We start from the raw sequence: 15,353 nt of genomic DNA on the forward strand, positions 1-15,353 counted from the left end.
ATGAGAGAAGTCTATGGTCTTAAGCAGAGCGATAGCGAATAACATCTATACTATTTGCGGTACCCCATCTCTGGAACGCCGGTACCCGGCGTCCCGGAATGGCGGTTTCACCGCACAGGAATATTCACCAACTGTTGATTGGGAAGAAAACTTTCCATATGCCTTCACATTGATAATGATCCCTCGTAAAACCGTTCCAACCAACGTCTCTTACAAGAAAACCCGCAGATTCAAAATTTTGAATCTGCGGGTTTTCTTCATTCTGTAGCAATCTTCGCTTCTGCGAAGATTGCTATCCATTATTAATATTTAATTACGACTTCTCTGCATTTCGGACATCTGTATGCAGTTGTAATCGTTCCACCACTGAAAAGTCCGACTTTTTCTTTCCCAAGCGGAATAGCGTTCTTTCCAAGAGATGGAAAGACTGTAATCGGGCTTGGTTTTTCACAGAAACAAAGTCCATCTCTACACTTAATATATCCAAGAATCATCTCTTCGCCACAGCTTGAACATTTCATTACTATACTCCTTATTTAAAAGTTTGAAATAAAACTTAATCGTCCAAATTCCACACTTCTTTAGACCTATGATTATAGTTAATTCCACACCGTTTCTTAATGTATGAATTATTGCTAAAGCAACGTGTCTTCATTTTTACATCATATTTACACTTTTTCTTAATTCTAGTTATATGGACATGTTTTCCAACCGGATCAACATAATATAACAAATCTCCTGTACCATACTGATCTTTGTAAACAACTCTCTTTTTTGTATGCTTTTTATCTTCATATATATAAAATGTTCTTTCCTTTATCGAATGCATTTGAGCATCAGAGAAGAATCTTGTTCCGTAATTAATCTTAACCTTATCATTCTTCAATCCTAATGCGGCGGAAACTACAGAATATGGAATTCCAACTTTTTTATCGAAAAATGATATCGAAACATCAACTACCCCTTTAACGTATTTTTTCCAGTCTGATTTTGAAGGCTTGGAAGCATACTTTCGTATTGTATGTTTTTTTACAGATTTGACAGTATAGTATATCTTCTGTCCTCGTGGTGTTTTTCCAAAATAATGCTCTTTACTAGCAAAAGCCCCTTGAGCACTTATACCAAAAACTAATACAGCAATTAAAACAACAAAAATCCCTAATCGTTTCTTCATCGTGAAATCCCCCTTCGCATATCGAAACAGTGATGTTTGTTTTTTATAATGAGGAGTCTGTCAAGACTCCTCATTATTTGATATGCGTAGTATATCAACGATTTTGGGGATATTAGATAACTACAATCATGATACCACACGACAATCGCGATGGACAGATACTTTACACAATTATCGAAAATATCTTTTCAATGTTCCATGTCGGAAAGCTGCTCCGTAAGGCAGATGCCGGTGAAAATCGTAAGGATGTGTTCATCGTCAATGATACGCTCTTGGCCGGTCTGATGGCAATTACTTGTTCAGCTCCCATTTTCATGTGGGAAGTTTGAGTTACTAATCCATTCCGAAACACTTGGTGTAAAAGTCAATAATCCAACCTGCTTTTTAAAGTGTTCAGATTCGAACACTTTAAATTGAGGATTATATATTTGCTCCCATACAGACAAAAACTCTAATGTACCACGGTTTCTCAACCAATTTCGTACTATATCTGCAGCTCTGGCTGAATCCGATTTTGCTTTTGCGATATCCGTAATGCAAATATAATCATCCAGGTCTTGTTTTGAAATTGAAAGCGACGGTGCAGAAGGCGTTGGACGAGACTCAACTTCTATTTGATAGCTTAATGCAGCAGTATTTTGGATAGGGTCCTATAAATTTTTTCGACGTAGAATTCATTATTAAATGGAAAGTGGGCAGTCCTACAAATTGATATTTATTCTTTTGCGAAATGCGGGACCCGAGCGGCTGACGGGAAACGACGGGAAACGGCGGAAATTAGAGTGGCCGCCGGGCCGGATTGTGAAGTTGGTGTGAAACGTTATGCATATTGCCGCCGGAACCTGCTTTTTGCGCCAACATTTCAAAGGCGACTCGGCAAGCAGGTATGCAGCTGACCGGTTTCGGACGGGTTCGGCATAAAAACAGCACGGATTCCGGGGATGTTCTAATAGGATAATCCATACAGGAAGGTGATTTCTCCAATTCTCGGCAAAGAACTGCTTCCTGGACGAAAATGTTGTGCAGATTGGGGCTGAATTGCCTAAAATGCACAACACTTCACGTGAACTTCATAATGCGTGCCAGAGGTTATAACTCAGGCATTAGGAAAGATAGAACATAAGGAATGAAGAGATGAAAGTAAAACTAGGACTTGTAGAGGCTGATGTGTATGGAAAAAGTTCAATTAAAAAATATATGTAGACCAAAACAGTGGAAAACTTTGACTGGAAAAAATCTTGTGCCAGATGGTAAATATCCTGTGTACGGTGCAAATGGAATAATTGGATATTATAATGACTACAATCATGAGAATGAAACTTTGATGATAGGGTGCAGAGGAACGTGTGGCGCTCTTAATATTTCTCAGCCATTCTCATATATAAATGGTAATGCAATGGCACTAGATGATTTGGTTGACGATATTGATATAAGATATTTATATTATGCACTTATGGGTAGAGGATTCCAGGATGTAATCAGTGGAGCTGTCCAACCTCAGATTATTAGAGCTGATTTAGAAAAAATGGAGGTTTGGATCGGGAATAAGAAAGAGCAAAAAGAAATTGTAGATGTATTTAACAAACTGGATACGGTTCTTTCTCACAGGAAAAGGGAGATACAGTATTTAGATGACCTTATCAAAGCCCGATTTGTAGAACTCTTTGGGGATCCAACTGAAAATCCAAATGGATATCAAATCAATCGGCTTTCTAATTACATTATTTCGCTTACTTCTGGTTCTCGTGGTTGGGCTAAATATTGTGTTAATGATGGGAATGAATGGTTTATTACAATAAAAAATGTTAAGGATTGTAGTATTATAACCGACAACATGCAACCAATTAAGGCCCCAGACAATGCTGAAGCCAGGAGAACAAAAGTTAAAGAAGGCGATTTATTAATTAGTATCACAGCAGATCTTGGTCGAACAGGTGTTGTAACTAAAAAGATTGCGGAGCATGGTGCTTATATAAATCAGCATTTATCATGTATCCGGCTTGATAGAGAAGTGCTGAATCCATTGTTTGTTGCTCATTATATGGAAAGCCCAGCAGGTAAGGAACAGTTTATTGCAAAAAATCAAAGTGCAGTAAAAGCAGGCCTGAACTTCAATTCTATCAAATCTCTAAAGTTAATGATTCCGCCAATGGAAAAGCAAAATGAATTTGAGCAATTCGTCCACCAGATCGACAAATCAAAATTCTAACGACTTGTCTTTCGCAGAGCTCCAACAAAGAAATACTTTTTTGAAAAGTTGACGATGGAAGGCTCGTATTTTCAGTTCCATCGTCAAGGACTCGATTTTTGCACTCGATAGTACGATGGAAGCCCACACGACTTCCAAAGGAACTGACGATAATGCCCCTGTTTTCACAGCATTATCGTCAATCATATCCGAAAAAAACGCCGGGAACTCTAATTGCTCCCGTCCCCATGTGGCGGATTGACGTTGGCGATCGGGATAGTTTGCTTTTATCGTCATTTTTTTGGTTCTTCACTCTCCCCATCTTCCGATTCCGCCTCTTAAATGGTATCCTTTACCCAAAAACGAGGTACCAATCATGGAAGAAAAAATCATCGCAATCACGAACGAAATGGCCGAAGTTCTGAACATCGCCCAGCTCAAGAAGCTGCAAGAAGTGCTGGTGAAGGCGTTCAGCATCGAGGAGCCAGAACGAAAGCCAACAAACCACGAATACCTGCGGCTTTTCCTGGAAGCCAAATCCATCGAAGGCTGTTCCCCTCGGACACTTCAATATTACGAAGTGACGGTGCAGCACCTTTTTGCCGCGGTGAACCTGCCGGTTCGAAAAATGACGACGGAACGGATGCGGGAATACCTGTCGGATTATCAGCAGCGCCGGAACTGCAGCAAAGCGACCATCGACAACATTCGGCGGAACATTTCCAGTTTTTTCTCGTGGCTGGAAGAGGAAGACCACATTCTGAAAAGCCCCATGCGCCGCATCCACAAAATCAAAACCAAGAAAACCGTGAAGGAGGTCATCTCCGACGAGGATATCGAAAAGCTCCGGGACAGCTGCACCACTCTCCGCGACCTGGCCATGATTGACCTGCTTTACTCCACCGGAATCCGCGTGGGCGAGCTGGTCCGCCTCAACATCGAGGATGTGAATTTCGAATCCAGAGAATGCGTCGTTTTCGGCAAGGGCGACAAGGAGCGCCGCGTGTATTTCGACGCCAAGACGAAAATCCACCTCAAAAATTACCTGGAAAGCCGCCGGGACACCAACCGCGCGTTGTTCGTCTCCCTCCTCGCCCCCTACAACCGGCTGGCCATCAGTGGCGTGGAGATCCGCCTTCGCAAAATGGGCCGCATGCTGAATCTCAAATCCATCCACCCCCACAAGTTCCGCCGGACCATGGCGACTCGGGCGATTGATAAAGGCATGCCCATCGAGCAGGTTCAGAAAATTCTGGGCCACTCTCAGATTGACACCACCATGCAGTACGCCATCGTGAACCAGAACAACGTGAAAATGTCCCACCAGAAATACATCGCTTAAATTCTGACGCAATTCCATCCCATAAAAACAAAGAACGCTCCCCCCGAGGATTCCGGAACCCCAGAGAGTAACGTTCTTCTTTTGGCATGCCTTAATTTTATAAATCTAAATTTGTAGCTCTGCTCACATTCCCTTTAATAATAAATTCTACGTCGAGAAAATTCATAGACCCCTATCCAAAATACTGCTGCATTAAGCTATCAAATAGAAGTTGAGTCTCGTCCAACGCCTTCTGCACCGTCGCTTTTGATTTGTCGATCGCTGCTACGAAGGCGGCGAACTGTTGCTGGAGTTCCATTGGAGGATTCGGAATTTCAAAATCTGCTATCTTAGATACACTAAGCGTGTATAATCCAGATGTGGAAACAGCCCTTTTCTTTATTTGGTTACGACCTCGCTCTGAAATAAAGTAATACATCGCAAATACTGGGTTCATTCTTTTCAAGTCAAATCTCGCTTTAATGAGATGATTTTGATGCACGCAATCTTCTATCTCTCCATTCCAAATGGCCACACGCCCTATCTGATCAGGACTCCCATTTCCCTCAACAAAAAGTAAATCGCCATTCCGCAACAGAGTTTTTTCATATTCTTCTTTTGTAAGACCAATATCTAATATTTCTGTTGTATCAATGGAAGCAAAAAAGACATTTGCTACACGTAGGTAAGGCTTTCTTAATTCAAGTTTATCTCTTCTGGAATTTTTCGTTAAACCTCCAGTTATAGCTGCAATATCAGATAACTTATGTACTTCCTGATTATCTCCGAACATCTCTACAAATCGGGCTTTAATCAAATCGTCAAGGTTTGATATCTCTTTTCGGCGTAAATTAATCACTTTCAAGATTTGATCTAACTGTGCGCAAATAGCTACCTGTTTGTTCAGAGGAATTTCTGTAATCTCATATCGAGAGACATAATCATCGGTTTTAAGGTTATGTAATCCCGTCGTCTTATTTTCAAACGGACGAGTACCGCCTTTCTTATAATTTGCAAATAATGAATAGAATACATAACGAGGAAACCACTCATTTTTATCACGCACTCGTAAAAGTCCAGTAAAATTATTAAACAGATATGTGTTTTCGGGACCATCAAAATAGATAACTCGTCCAACTGGCTGTTTATCACTTCCACCAGATTTCTCAATAATGATATCACCAGATTGTAAATACTTTTCGGAAATGTCTTTTTTAGTGATTATTCTAGTTACAACATTCTCATAATTTACAATGCCTTCATTGGTAAAATTTGTCGTTCTAAGAACAGGAATACCAACTCCTGTTTCGTCATCGGTTCCCCATTCTCCCGACAGAGCTTTTCCTGTAATATCTTTAAGTTTTGTCATTTGTTTATTCCTATAAATCTACATTTAAGTAACAAATCCTAATGTCATCTCACGCATTATGAAGTTCACGTGAAATGTTGTGCATTTCCGGCAATTTAGCCCCAATCTGCACAACATTTTCGTCCAGGAAGCAGTTCTTTGCCGAGAATTGGAGAAATCACCTTCCTGTATGGATTATCCTATTAGAACATCCCCGGAATCCGTGCTGTTTTTATGCCGAACCCGTCCGAAACGGGCCAGCTGCATACCTGCTCGCCGCGTCGCCTTTGAAATGTTAGCGCAAAAAGCAGCTTCCGGCGGCAATATGCATAACGTTTCACACCAACTTCACAATCTGGTCCGGCGGCCACTCTAATTTCCGCTGTTTTCCGCCGTTTCCCGTCAGCCGCTCGGGTCCCACATTTCGCAAAAGAATAAATATCAATTTCTCTCTCGCTATATCCGCTGAACCGCCGAACCGTCAACCCCGGCACACACTTCACTGCACTCCTTAGTCTTCACCCAGCATCACGGTCAGCTCGTCCATCGCCGTGGCGATCTCCATCTCGATTTCCCGCAGGTTGGTGAGAATCTCCTGTGTCGATGGATATTCCACCGGAACGTACTCCACTTCCTTGTATTTGTTGATGGACAGGTCGTAGTCGTTCTCCACGATATCCTCTTTCGGCACCATGAAGCTCTGCTCCGTCCGCTTCCGCTCCATCTCCCCATCCAAGTTATGGAACCGCCGGATGATATCCGGAATATCGTTCTCCTCAATCGGACTCCGCTTGTCATCCAGACTGAGGCCATCGTTTTGCATGTCGTAGAACCAGACGTGATCCGTTCCGCCGGCTTCGGTTTTGGTAAAAATAAGGATCGCCGTAGATACGCCCGCGTACGGTTTGAATACGCCGGAAGGCATAGAGATTACGGCTTCCAGACGGTTGTTCTCCACGATTTCCTTTCGGATGGACTTGTGTGCCTTCGAAGAACCGAACAGCACCCCGTCCGGAACGATGCAGGCACATCGACCGCCGATTTTCAGCATGCGAAGGAACAATGTTACGAACAGAAGCTCCGTCTTCTTCGTCTTGGAGATCTTCAGCAGATCCGGCGAGACGATATCGTAATCCAAGCTTCCCTTGAACGGCGGATTCGCCAGGACCAATGAATACTTGTTTTTGTCCTCATTCTGATCCGACAGACTGTCTTTGTATTCGATGCACGGGTTGTCAATCCCGTGAGCCATCATGTTCATGGCACCGATACGGAGCATGGTTCGGTCCATGTCGTATCCGTGGAACATGTGATTCAAATAGTGCTCTTTATTCTCCTTATCGAAAAGAACTTCCCGCTTTCGCTCCTCGTCTTCCATCAGATATTCGCTGGCTGCGATGAGGAATCCCGAAGTTCCGCAGGCCGGGTCGCAGATGATTTCATCCGGCTTCGGCTGCATCAATTCCACCATCATTTTGATGATATGGCGCGGTGTACGGAACTGCCCGTTTCTTCCGGCCGTGTTTAATTTGGACAGAAGATACTCGTACACGTCCCCTCGAACATCCTCCTTATCCAGCTTTGTTTCCTTCATCATCCGGAACAAATCGCTGAGCTTCTCCACGACTTTAGAGAGGAGCAGCGGCGTCGGAATCATGAAAATCGCATCGCTCATGTACTTTGAATACGCGCTTTCCCGGTCGCTGTGAAGGTTGATGATGAACGGGAACACCTCATTCTTTACCACATCGAACATCTTCTCTGCCGGGAAATCCTGAAATACGGACCACTTCAGCTGCTTTCCGTCTACCGTCCGGCCCTCCACTTCCACTTTATCCTTGAAGATGCTTTCGTGGGAAATTCCCAGCATCATGGCTTCCATGCTGCCCTTATTATCCGCCTCATCCAGATCGTGGATGAACATCAAATAGGTAATCTGCTCAATCACCGTCAGCGGGTTCACGATTCCCCCCGCCGCAAAATCATCCCACAGGCTGTCAATCCGATTTTTCAGTTCTCCGGTTATCATTTTTCCTCCATTATCCTCTCAGCGCTTCATCCAGTTCGTCCACATTTGCCACGAACTCAAACAGTTCCATCTCCTCCTCCGGCAGGAATTCCTTCTCCACCATCTGGCGAAATGTGCCGCGAAGGGGTTCGTAATATCCGTTGATATTGTACAGAAATGCCCGTTTATCCGTCCGCCCCAGTCTCTTGAGGGTCAGCACTTCCGTGATTTCCTCCAGGGTTCCGATGCCTCCCGGCATGGCGATAAAAGCATCCCCAAGTTCAATCATCCGACTCTTCCGGGTGGACATGGAGTGCACCACTTCCAAGGTGTGAAGGCCTTCGTGCCCCTGCTCACAGTGCAGCAGGAAATCCGGAATAATGCCGATGACCTTTCCGCCGTTCTCCAGCACGGTATCTGCAATGATTCCCATCAAGCCGATATTGCCGCCGCCGTACACCAGCGTGTGCCCGTTCCCGGCAATCCAGAGCCCCAGTGCCTCCGCCGCTTTCTTGTAATCCGGATCCGACCCCATGCTGGATCCGCAGTATACCGTTACATTCATATATTTCTCCCTCTTCTTTCCGCTTGCATAAAGTCCCTACCATTATACCAATCCGACGCTGAAATTCAAATGTCCCCAGGAGGGTCTTTGTACTAATTTGAATAAAACCCTTAACTTTTTTGGGGTACGTGCTATAATAAAATAGTTCGGTAAGAGTTCTCTACCGACGCGTTATTATTTTTGTGAAATCCAAAAATCGGATTGACAGCAAAGAGGTGAATAAAATGAAAAAAGAAGTTCTAGAGCTTCGGGAAAAGATGAAAGCCAATGGTGTGGATGTTTATTACGTACCATCCGGCGACTATCACAGTTCCGAGTATGTAAACGATTTCTTTAAAGCTCGTGAATTCATGAGCGGACTGACCGGAGAATCCGGTGAACTCATCGTCGATGACGAAGGTGCTTATCTTTGGACCGACGGCAGATATTTCCTCCAGGCAGAGCGTCAGCTGGCCGGAAGTGAAATCGAGCTGATGAGAATGGCAGAGCCGGGCGTTCCGACCGTTGAAGAATTCCTGATTGACCTGGCCAAGAAAAAAGGCGGCTATACGCTGGGATTTGACGGCAAGGTTGTTCCGGGATATTACGGTGAAGATCTTCAGTCGAAGCTGGGTGAACTGGGCGTTACCATTAAATGGGATAAAGACCTGGTAGGTGAAGTATGGACTTCCCGTCCGCAGATTCAGCCATCGGAAATCTACGAACTGCCACTGACCACTACCGGCAAGACCGCAACCGAAAAGATTGCAGATGTTCGGAAAGCCATGGCCGAAAAGAATGCGGATTACCTGCTGGTTACCGATCTGATGGAAAACGCATGGCTCCTGAACATGAGAGGCAGTGATATCGATTACACACCGGTATTCTTCTCCTTCATCCTGCTTTCCAAGGATTCTGTGAACCTGTACGTAATGGACGGTGCGGTAAAGGATTCCCTGCCGGAAGACCTGTCCTTCGTTACCGTGAAAGGATATGATGAAATCGAACAGGACGTTGCCGCTCTGGATGCATCCAAGACATTGTGGCTGGATTCCGGTTCCGCGAACTACGCTCTGTGCCTGAGAATTCCGGAAGGCATGAAGACGGTGGATGAAGCTACTCCAATCGCTATGATGAAGGCCGTTAAGAATGAGACCGAAATCAAGAGCTCCCTCAACGCGCATAAGAAGGATGCGGTTGCAATGGTGAAATTCATCAAGTGGATTAAGGATGTTGCTGCAAAGACACCGCATCAGACCGAACTCAGTGCGGCAGAACAGCTGCGGAAGTTCCGTGCCGAAGAGGATGGCTTCTTCGATCTGTCCTTTGAGACCATTGCCGGATACGGACCAAACGGTTCCGTCATCCACTACGCACCGACACCGGAAACCGATGCCGAAATTCTGCCGGAAGGCTTCCTGCTTCTGGACTCCGGTGGTCATTACACAGACGGTACCACGGATATTACCCGTACCATCGCCGTTGGACCGCTGACTCAGGAAATGATTGATGACTATACCTATGTTCTCAAGGCTCATCTGGCAATGCACAATGCCGTGTTGACTCCGGGAATGAACGGAATCGACTTGGATGCCATCACCCGTGCACCGATGAGAGCGGTAGGTCTGGACTTTAAGCACGGTCTGTCCCACGGTGTGGGTCACCTGCTCAGCGTCCACGAAGGTCCGAATATCCTTCGCCGTGTACCGACTCCGATTACCATTTGTCCGGGCATGATTATGTCCAACGAGCCGGGCGTATACATCGATAACCAGTTTGGTGTTCGTATCGAGAACGAAGTTCTGATGAAGGACGACGGTAAAGGAAACACCATTAACGAGCCGATCACCTTCGTACCGTACGAGAGAGAAGCCATCAACCCGGCTCTGCTCACCGACGAAGAGCTGGCATGGGTCAACAACTACCACAAGATGGTTCGTGAAGTACTGCTTCCACGCGTGGATGGCGACCTGGCAGAATTCGTCAAGGCACAGACCGAAGAGATTACCAAATAAAGCAACCAATTATAAGGAGACATAGAGATGAAATATACAAACACTGACAAAGCACCTGCTGCAATCGGCCCGTACTCTCAGGCAGTCACTGCCGGCGGATTCCTGTTCATTTCCGGACAGACTCCGTTCAGCCCGGAAACCGGTGAAACCATCGGTACCGATGTTGCGGGACAGGCGGAGCAGGCATGCAAGAACATCGGAGAGATTCTGAAGGCCAACGACCTGACCTTCGAAGATGTGGTAAAGACCACCTGCTTTATCACCGATATGGCAGACTTCGGTGCATTCAATGAAGTCTATGCGAAGTATTTCGTGTCCAAGCCGGCTAGATCCTGCGTTGCGGTAAAAGAACTTCCGAAGAGCATCCTTTGCGAAATCGAAGTAATCGCCGCTGCGAAGTAGGTAAGTGCATTCATTCGATAAACGACACTTGTATAAACGGGAGTGAACCAAAGTTCATGGTTCGCTCCCGCTTTGTTTTTGGTTCTTCACTTTTTCCGCCGCAGCTGCTACACGTACCGCAGAATCTCCACCCAGATTCGTCCCTTCTTAGACTCCCCGCCGATTTCCTGCAGCACCGCCTTTCCTTTTCCCCGCAGCACGATTACCGCCCCCTCATCAATCCGCTGGTCGATTTTCGTGCACTCCATGTGATCCACCGATACAATTCCGCTTCGAATCCCCTTCACTGCATCGGACCGGGAAACCTTGAACGCCGTGGACACCACGTTATCCAGCCGCAGGCTGGGGAGCGTATCCCGGATGACCTGCACCCGCCGCTCCGGAACCGCCAGCTCCCCGATGGGTCTCACTTCGATTTTGGCATCGGTCCTTCCCACAGATCGATATTCCTGCTCCAGGAACGTGCTGATATCCGGACGGACAATCATGTCCGCCCCCTTCTCATCCACCAGGATGTCACCAATCATTCGCCGCTCAATGCCAAGCCCCAGCACGGAGCCCAGGTAATCCCGGTGGCTCAGCTTTCGGTCGCTGCCGCCGGTTTCCACGTGAATCACATGCAGGAATTCCTCCATGCCCAGCACATCCTCCAGCGTCTCACCGTAATCCTTCGGGGCGATAATCAGAATGCGCCGTTCCGCGTCTTCATATCCCCCATAAAACCAGAATCGAAGATCCGAGTGTCCCCGGCACTCCTCTCGAGCCAGGGCTTGCTGGTGCAGATCCAGAAAATCCGTATTCGTTATATAGAAGCCTTCCTCTGCCTGGCGGATTCGGTCCGCAATCCGAGACTTCAGCAATTTACTATCATCCATTTCATCGGTCACCTTTCGCACGTTGTATTTGTATTTTTATTCTGCTCTTGTCAATAACCAGTCCGCAATATCAACAATTTCAATTCCTTCATAACTGTATTGAGGATGCCTGGTTCTGGCAATCACCTTTTTGGGGTATGCATCACGAATCTGAAGCAATGGCGATACTTCTCGCTCAAAAGTCTCTTTGCCGGTGATATTATCGCTAACCTGAATATAAACCTTCTCGCTGCCTCTTTGTGCCACAAAATCAATTTCTTTTTTATATAGTTTTCCGACATAGACTTCATATCCACGGCGGAGAAGTTCAATGCAGACGATATTCTCATAAACTCTTCCGTAGTCCATATTCCTGCTTCCGAGGATTGCATACCGAATTCCATTGTCGCACAGATAAAACTTTTCCGAAGTCTCCAGATATTTCTTTCCTCGGATATCGTATCGTTTAATATCATAAAAAACGAACGCATTGCACAAGTACTTAATATACTTGCCGATAGTCACGTGATTGGTTGGCATCTCGTTCGCTGTCAACTGCTGACTAATCTTATTCGGAGATGTCAGATTGCTGATGTTATCCATGAGAAACTCGCTTAAACGCTGCAGAACCAATGTATCCGGCAGAATATATTTCTGTATCAAATCTCTTGTGACGATGGTTTCGTAGACTTCCTTGATGTAATTCGTTCTGTCTTTTTCCGTCCTGTACGCATAGGATCCTGCTAAGCCGCCCTTAATCGAATACTCCTCAAAGAGCTTATCCTTATCTTGAACATCATCATAGTATTGACAATACTCTTGAAAACTGAACGGAAAAACATGAATTTCAATGTAGCGGCCTGTAAAAAGTGTCGCCAAATCTGCACTCAGCAGAAAAGCGTTGGAGCCGGTTATGTAAATATCATATTTTCCTTTGGAATAAAGGCTGTTGATTGCCAGTTCAAATTGCGGGCACATCTGAACCTCATCCACAAATAGATAATTGGGTTTTCCTTCTTGATAATTCGCTTCCACATAAGCATGCAATGCATGATATTCTTTAAGTTCTTCATATGCCAAATCCATGAAATCAATGAAGATGACATTAATGTTCTCAAAGCTGCTTTTCAAGTATTCGATATATGCCTGCATTAGTTTCGACTTTCCGCTACGGCGAATTCCTGTGATGATTTTTATATCCGGAGTACCATTTAGTTCGATAATTCGATTCAGGTACTGCGTTCTCGTAATTATTTTCATATAGCCGACCTCTTTCAAAAGTTGAATTTTTTTCGTTTTTCGAAACCATCTTGTTTCACTTATTATACTGCCTGCAAATAGCATATGCAAGAACCCGCTTTCGAAACTTGAAAATTTTTCATTTTTCGAAACCGGCTTTCCGGCGGCACGAATACATCCAAAAAACACCCGTCACTACTTTGTTTTCTATTGTCAAACGCCGCCCCCGGTGAGATAATAAACATATATTCTTTATTATATTTATGCAGTCACTGCAGAAAGGGGCCCGATATGAACGAACACCCGGTGAACGAACCGTACAAACCCAACGCAAGGGAAACAAGGATTCAGATTGTTAAGTTCGCCCTGTTCTCCGCATCGGCGGGAATTATTGAAACCGCCGCTTTTACGGTACTGGACATGGTGACCCCTTGGAAATACTGGCCCTGCTACCTGATTGCCCTGGTACTCTCGGTGCTGTGGAACTTCACGCTGAATCGAGAATTCACCTTTAAATCCGCGAATAATGTGTCCAAAGCCATGGTGCAGATTTTTCTGTTCTACTGCGTCTTCACGCCTCTCTCTACCTGGTGGGGCAATGCGCTGACGGAAAAAGCCGGCTGGAACAGCTACGCCGTCCTTTTTCTCACCATGGCCACGAACCTTATTTCTGAATATATTTACGATCGATTTGTGGTATACCGGAACAGCATGAATACGAACCGGCGGGCACAACGCCAAGAGGAAAGGAGCGAACAAAAATGACAAATTGTGGAATCAGCAGATGGGACTCCCCGGATAAAATCAATGCCGCATTGAAGGCATTGACCGAAGAGCCGATCTGGGAGGTGGATGACGACTATTACGAAAACACCATTCTCAAGTATTACGACGAGAAGTGCACCAATTCCAAAGCCATCTACGAAGAAGCGAAGGAGTACATCCCGGGAGGCGTGCAGCACAACCTGGCCTTCAACAAACCGTTCCCGGTAGCCTTCCGGAAAGCCGAAGGGGCCTACCTCTACGACGAGGACGGCAATAAGTACCTGGACTTCCTTCAGGCCGGCGGCCCAACCATTCTAGGCAGCAATTATCCGGCCATTCGGAATGCGGTCATCGAGCTGCTCAACGAATGCGGCCCGGTCACCGGACTCCTGCACAAATCCGAACTTCTTTTGGCCAAAGAGATTCACAAACACATGCCGGGCGTGGAGATGTTCCGGATGCTGGGCAGCGGCACAGAATCCGTCATGGCCTCCCTGCGAATCGCCCGCATCGCTACCGGAAACAAGCGCATCATTAAAGAAGGCGGCGATTACCACGGCTGGAGCGATCAGATGGTCTACGGCACGAAGATTCCGGGCTCTCGCGGACTGCTGGAATCCCACGGAATTCCGAGACGCCTCTACTCCCTCACCGACGAGGTTCGTCCGAATGACCTGAACATGCTGGAGAGCATGCTGAAGCTGAACAAGTTCCGCGGCGGCACCGCAGCGGTCATCATCGAGCCGTGCGGTCCGGAAAGCGGCACCCGTCCGGTTTCCAAGGAATACAACAAAGGCGTTCGCTACCTCTGCGACAAGTACGGCGCCCTGCTGATTTTCGACGAAGTGGTCACCGGCTTCCGCACCTCCATCGGCGGCGCCCAGGGCTATTTCGACGTCACACCGGACCTCACCATCTTCGGCAAAGTCGTTGCCGGCGGTTATCCGGGAGCCGGCGGCGTCGGCGGAAAAAAAGAATACGCCGGGCTGATGGCGGCCGGCGTTGCCAGCGGAAAACATCGGGCATACGTGGGCGGAACCCTGGCGGCTGCGCCGATTTCCGCGCTGGCCGGCTACACCTGCATCAAGGAAATTGAACGCACCAATGCCTGTGAGATTGCCGGAAAAGCGGGAGATAAGCTGACCGACGGAATCAAGTCCCTGATTCAGCAGTATCGCCTTCCGTTCGTGGCATATAATCAGGGCAGCATCTGCCACCTGGAATGCACCGGGGCCATGAGCTTCGACTTCTCCTCCTTCAACATTCTGAAATCCGCCGTCGGACTTCTGCGGAACAAGGAAATGATGTACGAACGGAAGGATTCCATGGAGCGGATGGGCGCTGCCTATATGGCCAACGGTCTGGTGACTTTAGCCGGAAGCCGGCTCTACACCTCCATGGCTACCACCGACGAAGTCATCGACGATGCACTGAACCGCTTTGAAGAGGTATTTAAGCACGTGGTTCCTACGGACAAGGGATTGCTGTAAGAAAG

At 46.4% G+C, this 15,353-nt stretch carries 15 protein-coding genes; 6 read left to right on the top strand and 9 right to left on the bottom strand.

Going from position 1 to position 15,353, the window contains the following annotated elements:
- Positions 1-302: 302 nt before the first annotated feature.
- The 3 genes from FYJ65_RS03975 to FYJ65_RS09990 all read right to left on the bottom strand — a co-directional run bounded on the left by FYJ65_RS03975 (position 303) and on the right by FYJ65_RS09990 (position 1,818).
- A complete protein-coding gene (locus FYJ65_RS03975; RefSeq protein ID WP_154554065.1) occupies positions 303-521 on the bottom strand; it encodes a PF20097 family protein in 219 nt (72 codons plus the stop codon).
- Positions 522-556: 35 nt separating this feature from the next.
- Positions 557-1,174 (bottom strand): hypothetical protein, encoded by a 618-nt coding sequence (locus tag FYJ65_RS03980; RefSeq protein WP_154554066.1) that lies wholly within the window; start codon positions 1,172-1,174, stop codon positions 557-559.
- 299 nt (positions 1,175-1,473) lie between these two features.
- Positions 1,474-1,818, bottom strand: coding sequence for a KilA-N domain-containing protein (locus FYJ65_RS09990; RefSeq protein WP_328603037.1), 345 nt, complete (start codon positions 1,816-1,818; stop codon positions 1,474-1,476).
- A gap of 527 nt (positions 1,819-2,345) precedes the next feature.
- On the opposite strand from FYJ65_RS09990, the gene FYJ65_RS03990 reads away from it, so the two are divergent.
- On the top strand, positions 2,346-3,383 hold the full coding sequence (locus tag FYJ65_RS03990) for a restriction endonuclease subunit S (RefSeq protein WP_206157304.1): 1,038 nt from the start codon (positions 2,346-2,348) through the stop codon (positions 3,381-3,383).
- Here FYJ65_RS03990 and FYJ65_RS03995 read toward each other — a convergent pair.
- Positions 3,372-3,659: a hypothetical protein gene (locus tag FYJ65_RS03995; protein ID WP_154554068.1), complete on the bottom strand. Its 288-nt coding sequence runs from the start codon at positions 3,657-3,659 to the stop codon at positions 3,372-3,374. The genes FYJ65_RS03990 and FYJ65_RS03995 overlap by 12 nt on opposite strands.
- A gap of 79 nt (positions 3,660-3,738) precedes the next feature.
- Between FYJ65_RS03995 and xerA the strand changes: the two genes are divergently transcribed.
- Positions 3,739-4,704, top strand: a complete 966-nt coding sequence (gene xerA / locus FYJ65_RS04000; protein WP_154554069.1) for a site-specific tyrosine recombinase/integron integrase — start codon at positions 3,739-3,741, stop codon at positions 4,702-4,704.
- A gap of 172 nt (positions 4,705-4,876) precedes the next feature.
- Here the strand turns inward: xerA and FYJ65_RS04005 are convergent, their stop codons facing one another.
- The 3 genes from FYJ65_RS04005 to FYJ65_RS04015 all read right to left on the bottom strand — a co-directional run bounded on the left by FYJ65_RS04005 (position 4,877) and on the right by FYJ65_RS04015 (position 8,604).
- On the bottom strand, positions 4,877-6,052 hold the full coding sequence (locus FYJ65_RS04005) for a restriction endonuclease subunit S (RefSeq protein WP_154554070.1): 1,176 nt from the start codon (positions 6,050-6,052) through the stop codon (positions 4,877-4,879).
- 490 nt (positions 6,053-6,542) lie between these two features.
- Positions 6,543-8,060, bottom strand: coding sequence for a class I SAM-dependent DNA methyltransferase (locus FYJ65_RS04010; RefSeq protein ID WP_154554071.1), 1,518 nt, complete (start codon positions 8,058-8,060; stop codon positions 6,543-6,545).
- Positions 8,061-8,070: 10 nt separating this feature from the next.
- Complete coding sequence (locus tag FYJ65_RS04015; protein ID WP_154554072.1) at positions 8,071-8,604, bottom strand: LOG family protein; 534 nt, start codon at positions 8,602-8,604, stop codon at positions 8,071-8,073.
- Positions 8,605-8,828: 224 nt separating this feature from the next.
- Between FYJ65_RS04015 and FYJ65_RS04020 the strand changes: the two genes are divergently transcribed.
- The gene (locus FYJ65_RS04020; protein WP_154554073.1) at positions 8,829-10,598 is read left to right on the top strand and encodes an aminopeptidase P family protein; all 1,770 of its coding nucleotides are present in this window, start codon (positions 8,829-8,831) and stop codon (positions 10,596-10,598) included.
- Positions 10,599-10,625: 27 nt separating this feature from the next.
- Entirely contained in the window at positions 10,626-11,000 is a 375-nt protein-coding gene (locus tag FYJ65_RS04025) for a RidA family protein (RefSeq protein WP_154554074.1), read from the top strand.
- Positions 11,001-11,107: 107 nt separating this feature from the next.
- Here the strand turns inward: FYJ65_RS04025 and FYJ65_RS04030 are convergent, their stop codons facing one another.
- Both FYJ65_RS04030 and FYJ65_RS04035 read right to left on the bottom strand, forming a co-directional pair.
- Complete coding sequence (locus tag FYJ65_RS04030; RefSeq protein ID WP_154554075.1) at positions 11,108-11,875, bottom strand: YlmH family RNA-binding protein; 768 nt, start codon at positions 11,873-11,875, stop codon at positions 11,108-11,110.
- A gap of 36 nt (positions 11,876-11,911) precedes the next feature.
- Positions 11,912-13,114: an ATP-binding protein gene (locus FYJ65_RS04035; protein WP_154554076.1), complete on the bottom strand. Its 1,203-nt coding sequence runs from the start codon at positions 13,112-13,114 to the stop codon at positions 11,912-11,914.
- 270 nt (positions 13,115-13,384) lie between these two features.
- Between FYJ65_RS04035 and FYJ65_RS04040 the strand changes: the two genes are divergently transcribed.
- Positions 13,385-13,858 carry a GtrA family protein gene (locus FYJ65_RS04040; RefSeq protein WP_154554077.1) on the top strand — a complete coding sequence of 158 codons (474 nt, stop codon included), beginning with the start codon at positions 13,385-13,387 and terminating at the stop codon, positions 13,856-13,858.
- Positions 13,855-15,348 (top strand): aspartate aminotransferase family protein, encoded by a 1,494-nt coding sequence (locus FYJ65_RS04045; RefSeq protein WP_154554078.1) that lies wholly within the window; start codon positions 13,855-13,857, stop codon positions 15,346-15,348. Before FYJ65_RS04040 ends, FYJ65_RS04045 begins: the two co-directional genes overlap by 4 nt.
- The last annotated feature ends 5 nt before the right edge of the window (positions 15,349-15,353 follow it).

This window comes from Mogibacterium kristiansenii (assembly GCF_009695905.1).
In the GTDB taxonomy this organism is placed as follows: Bacteria; Bacillota; Clostridia; order Peptostreptococcales; family Anaerovoracaceae; genus Mogibacterium_A; species Mogibacterium_A kristiansenii.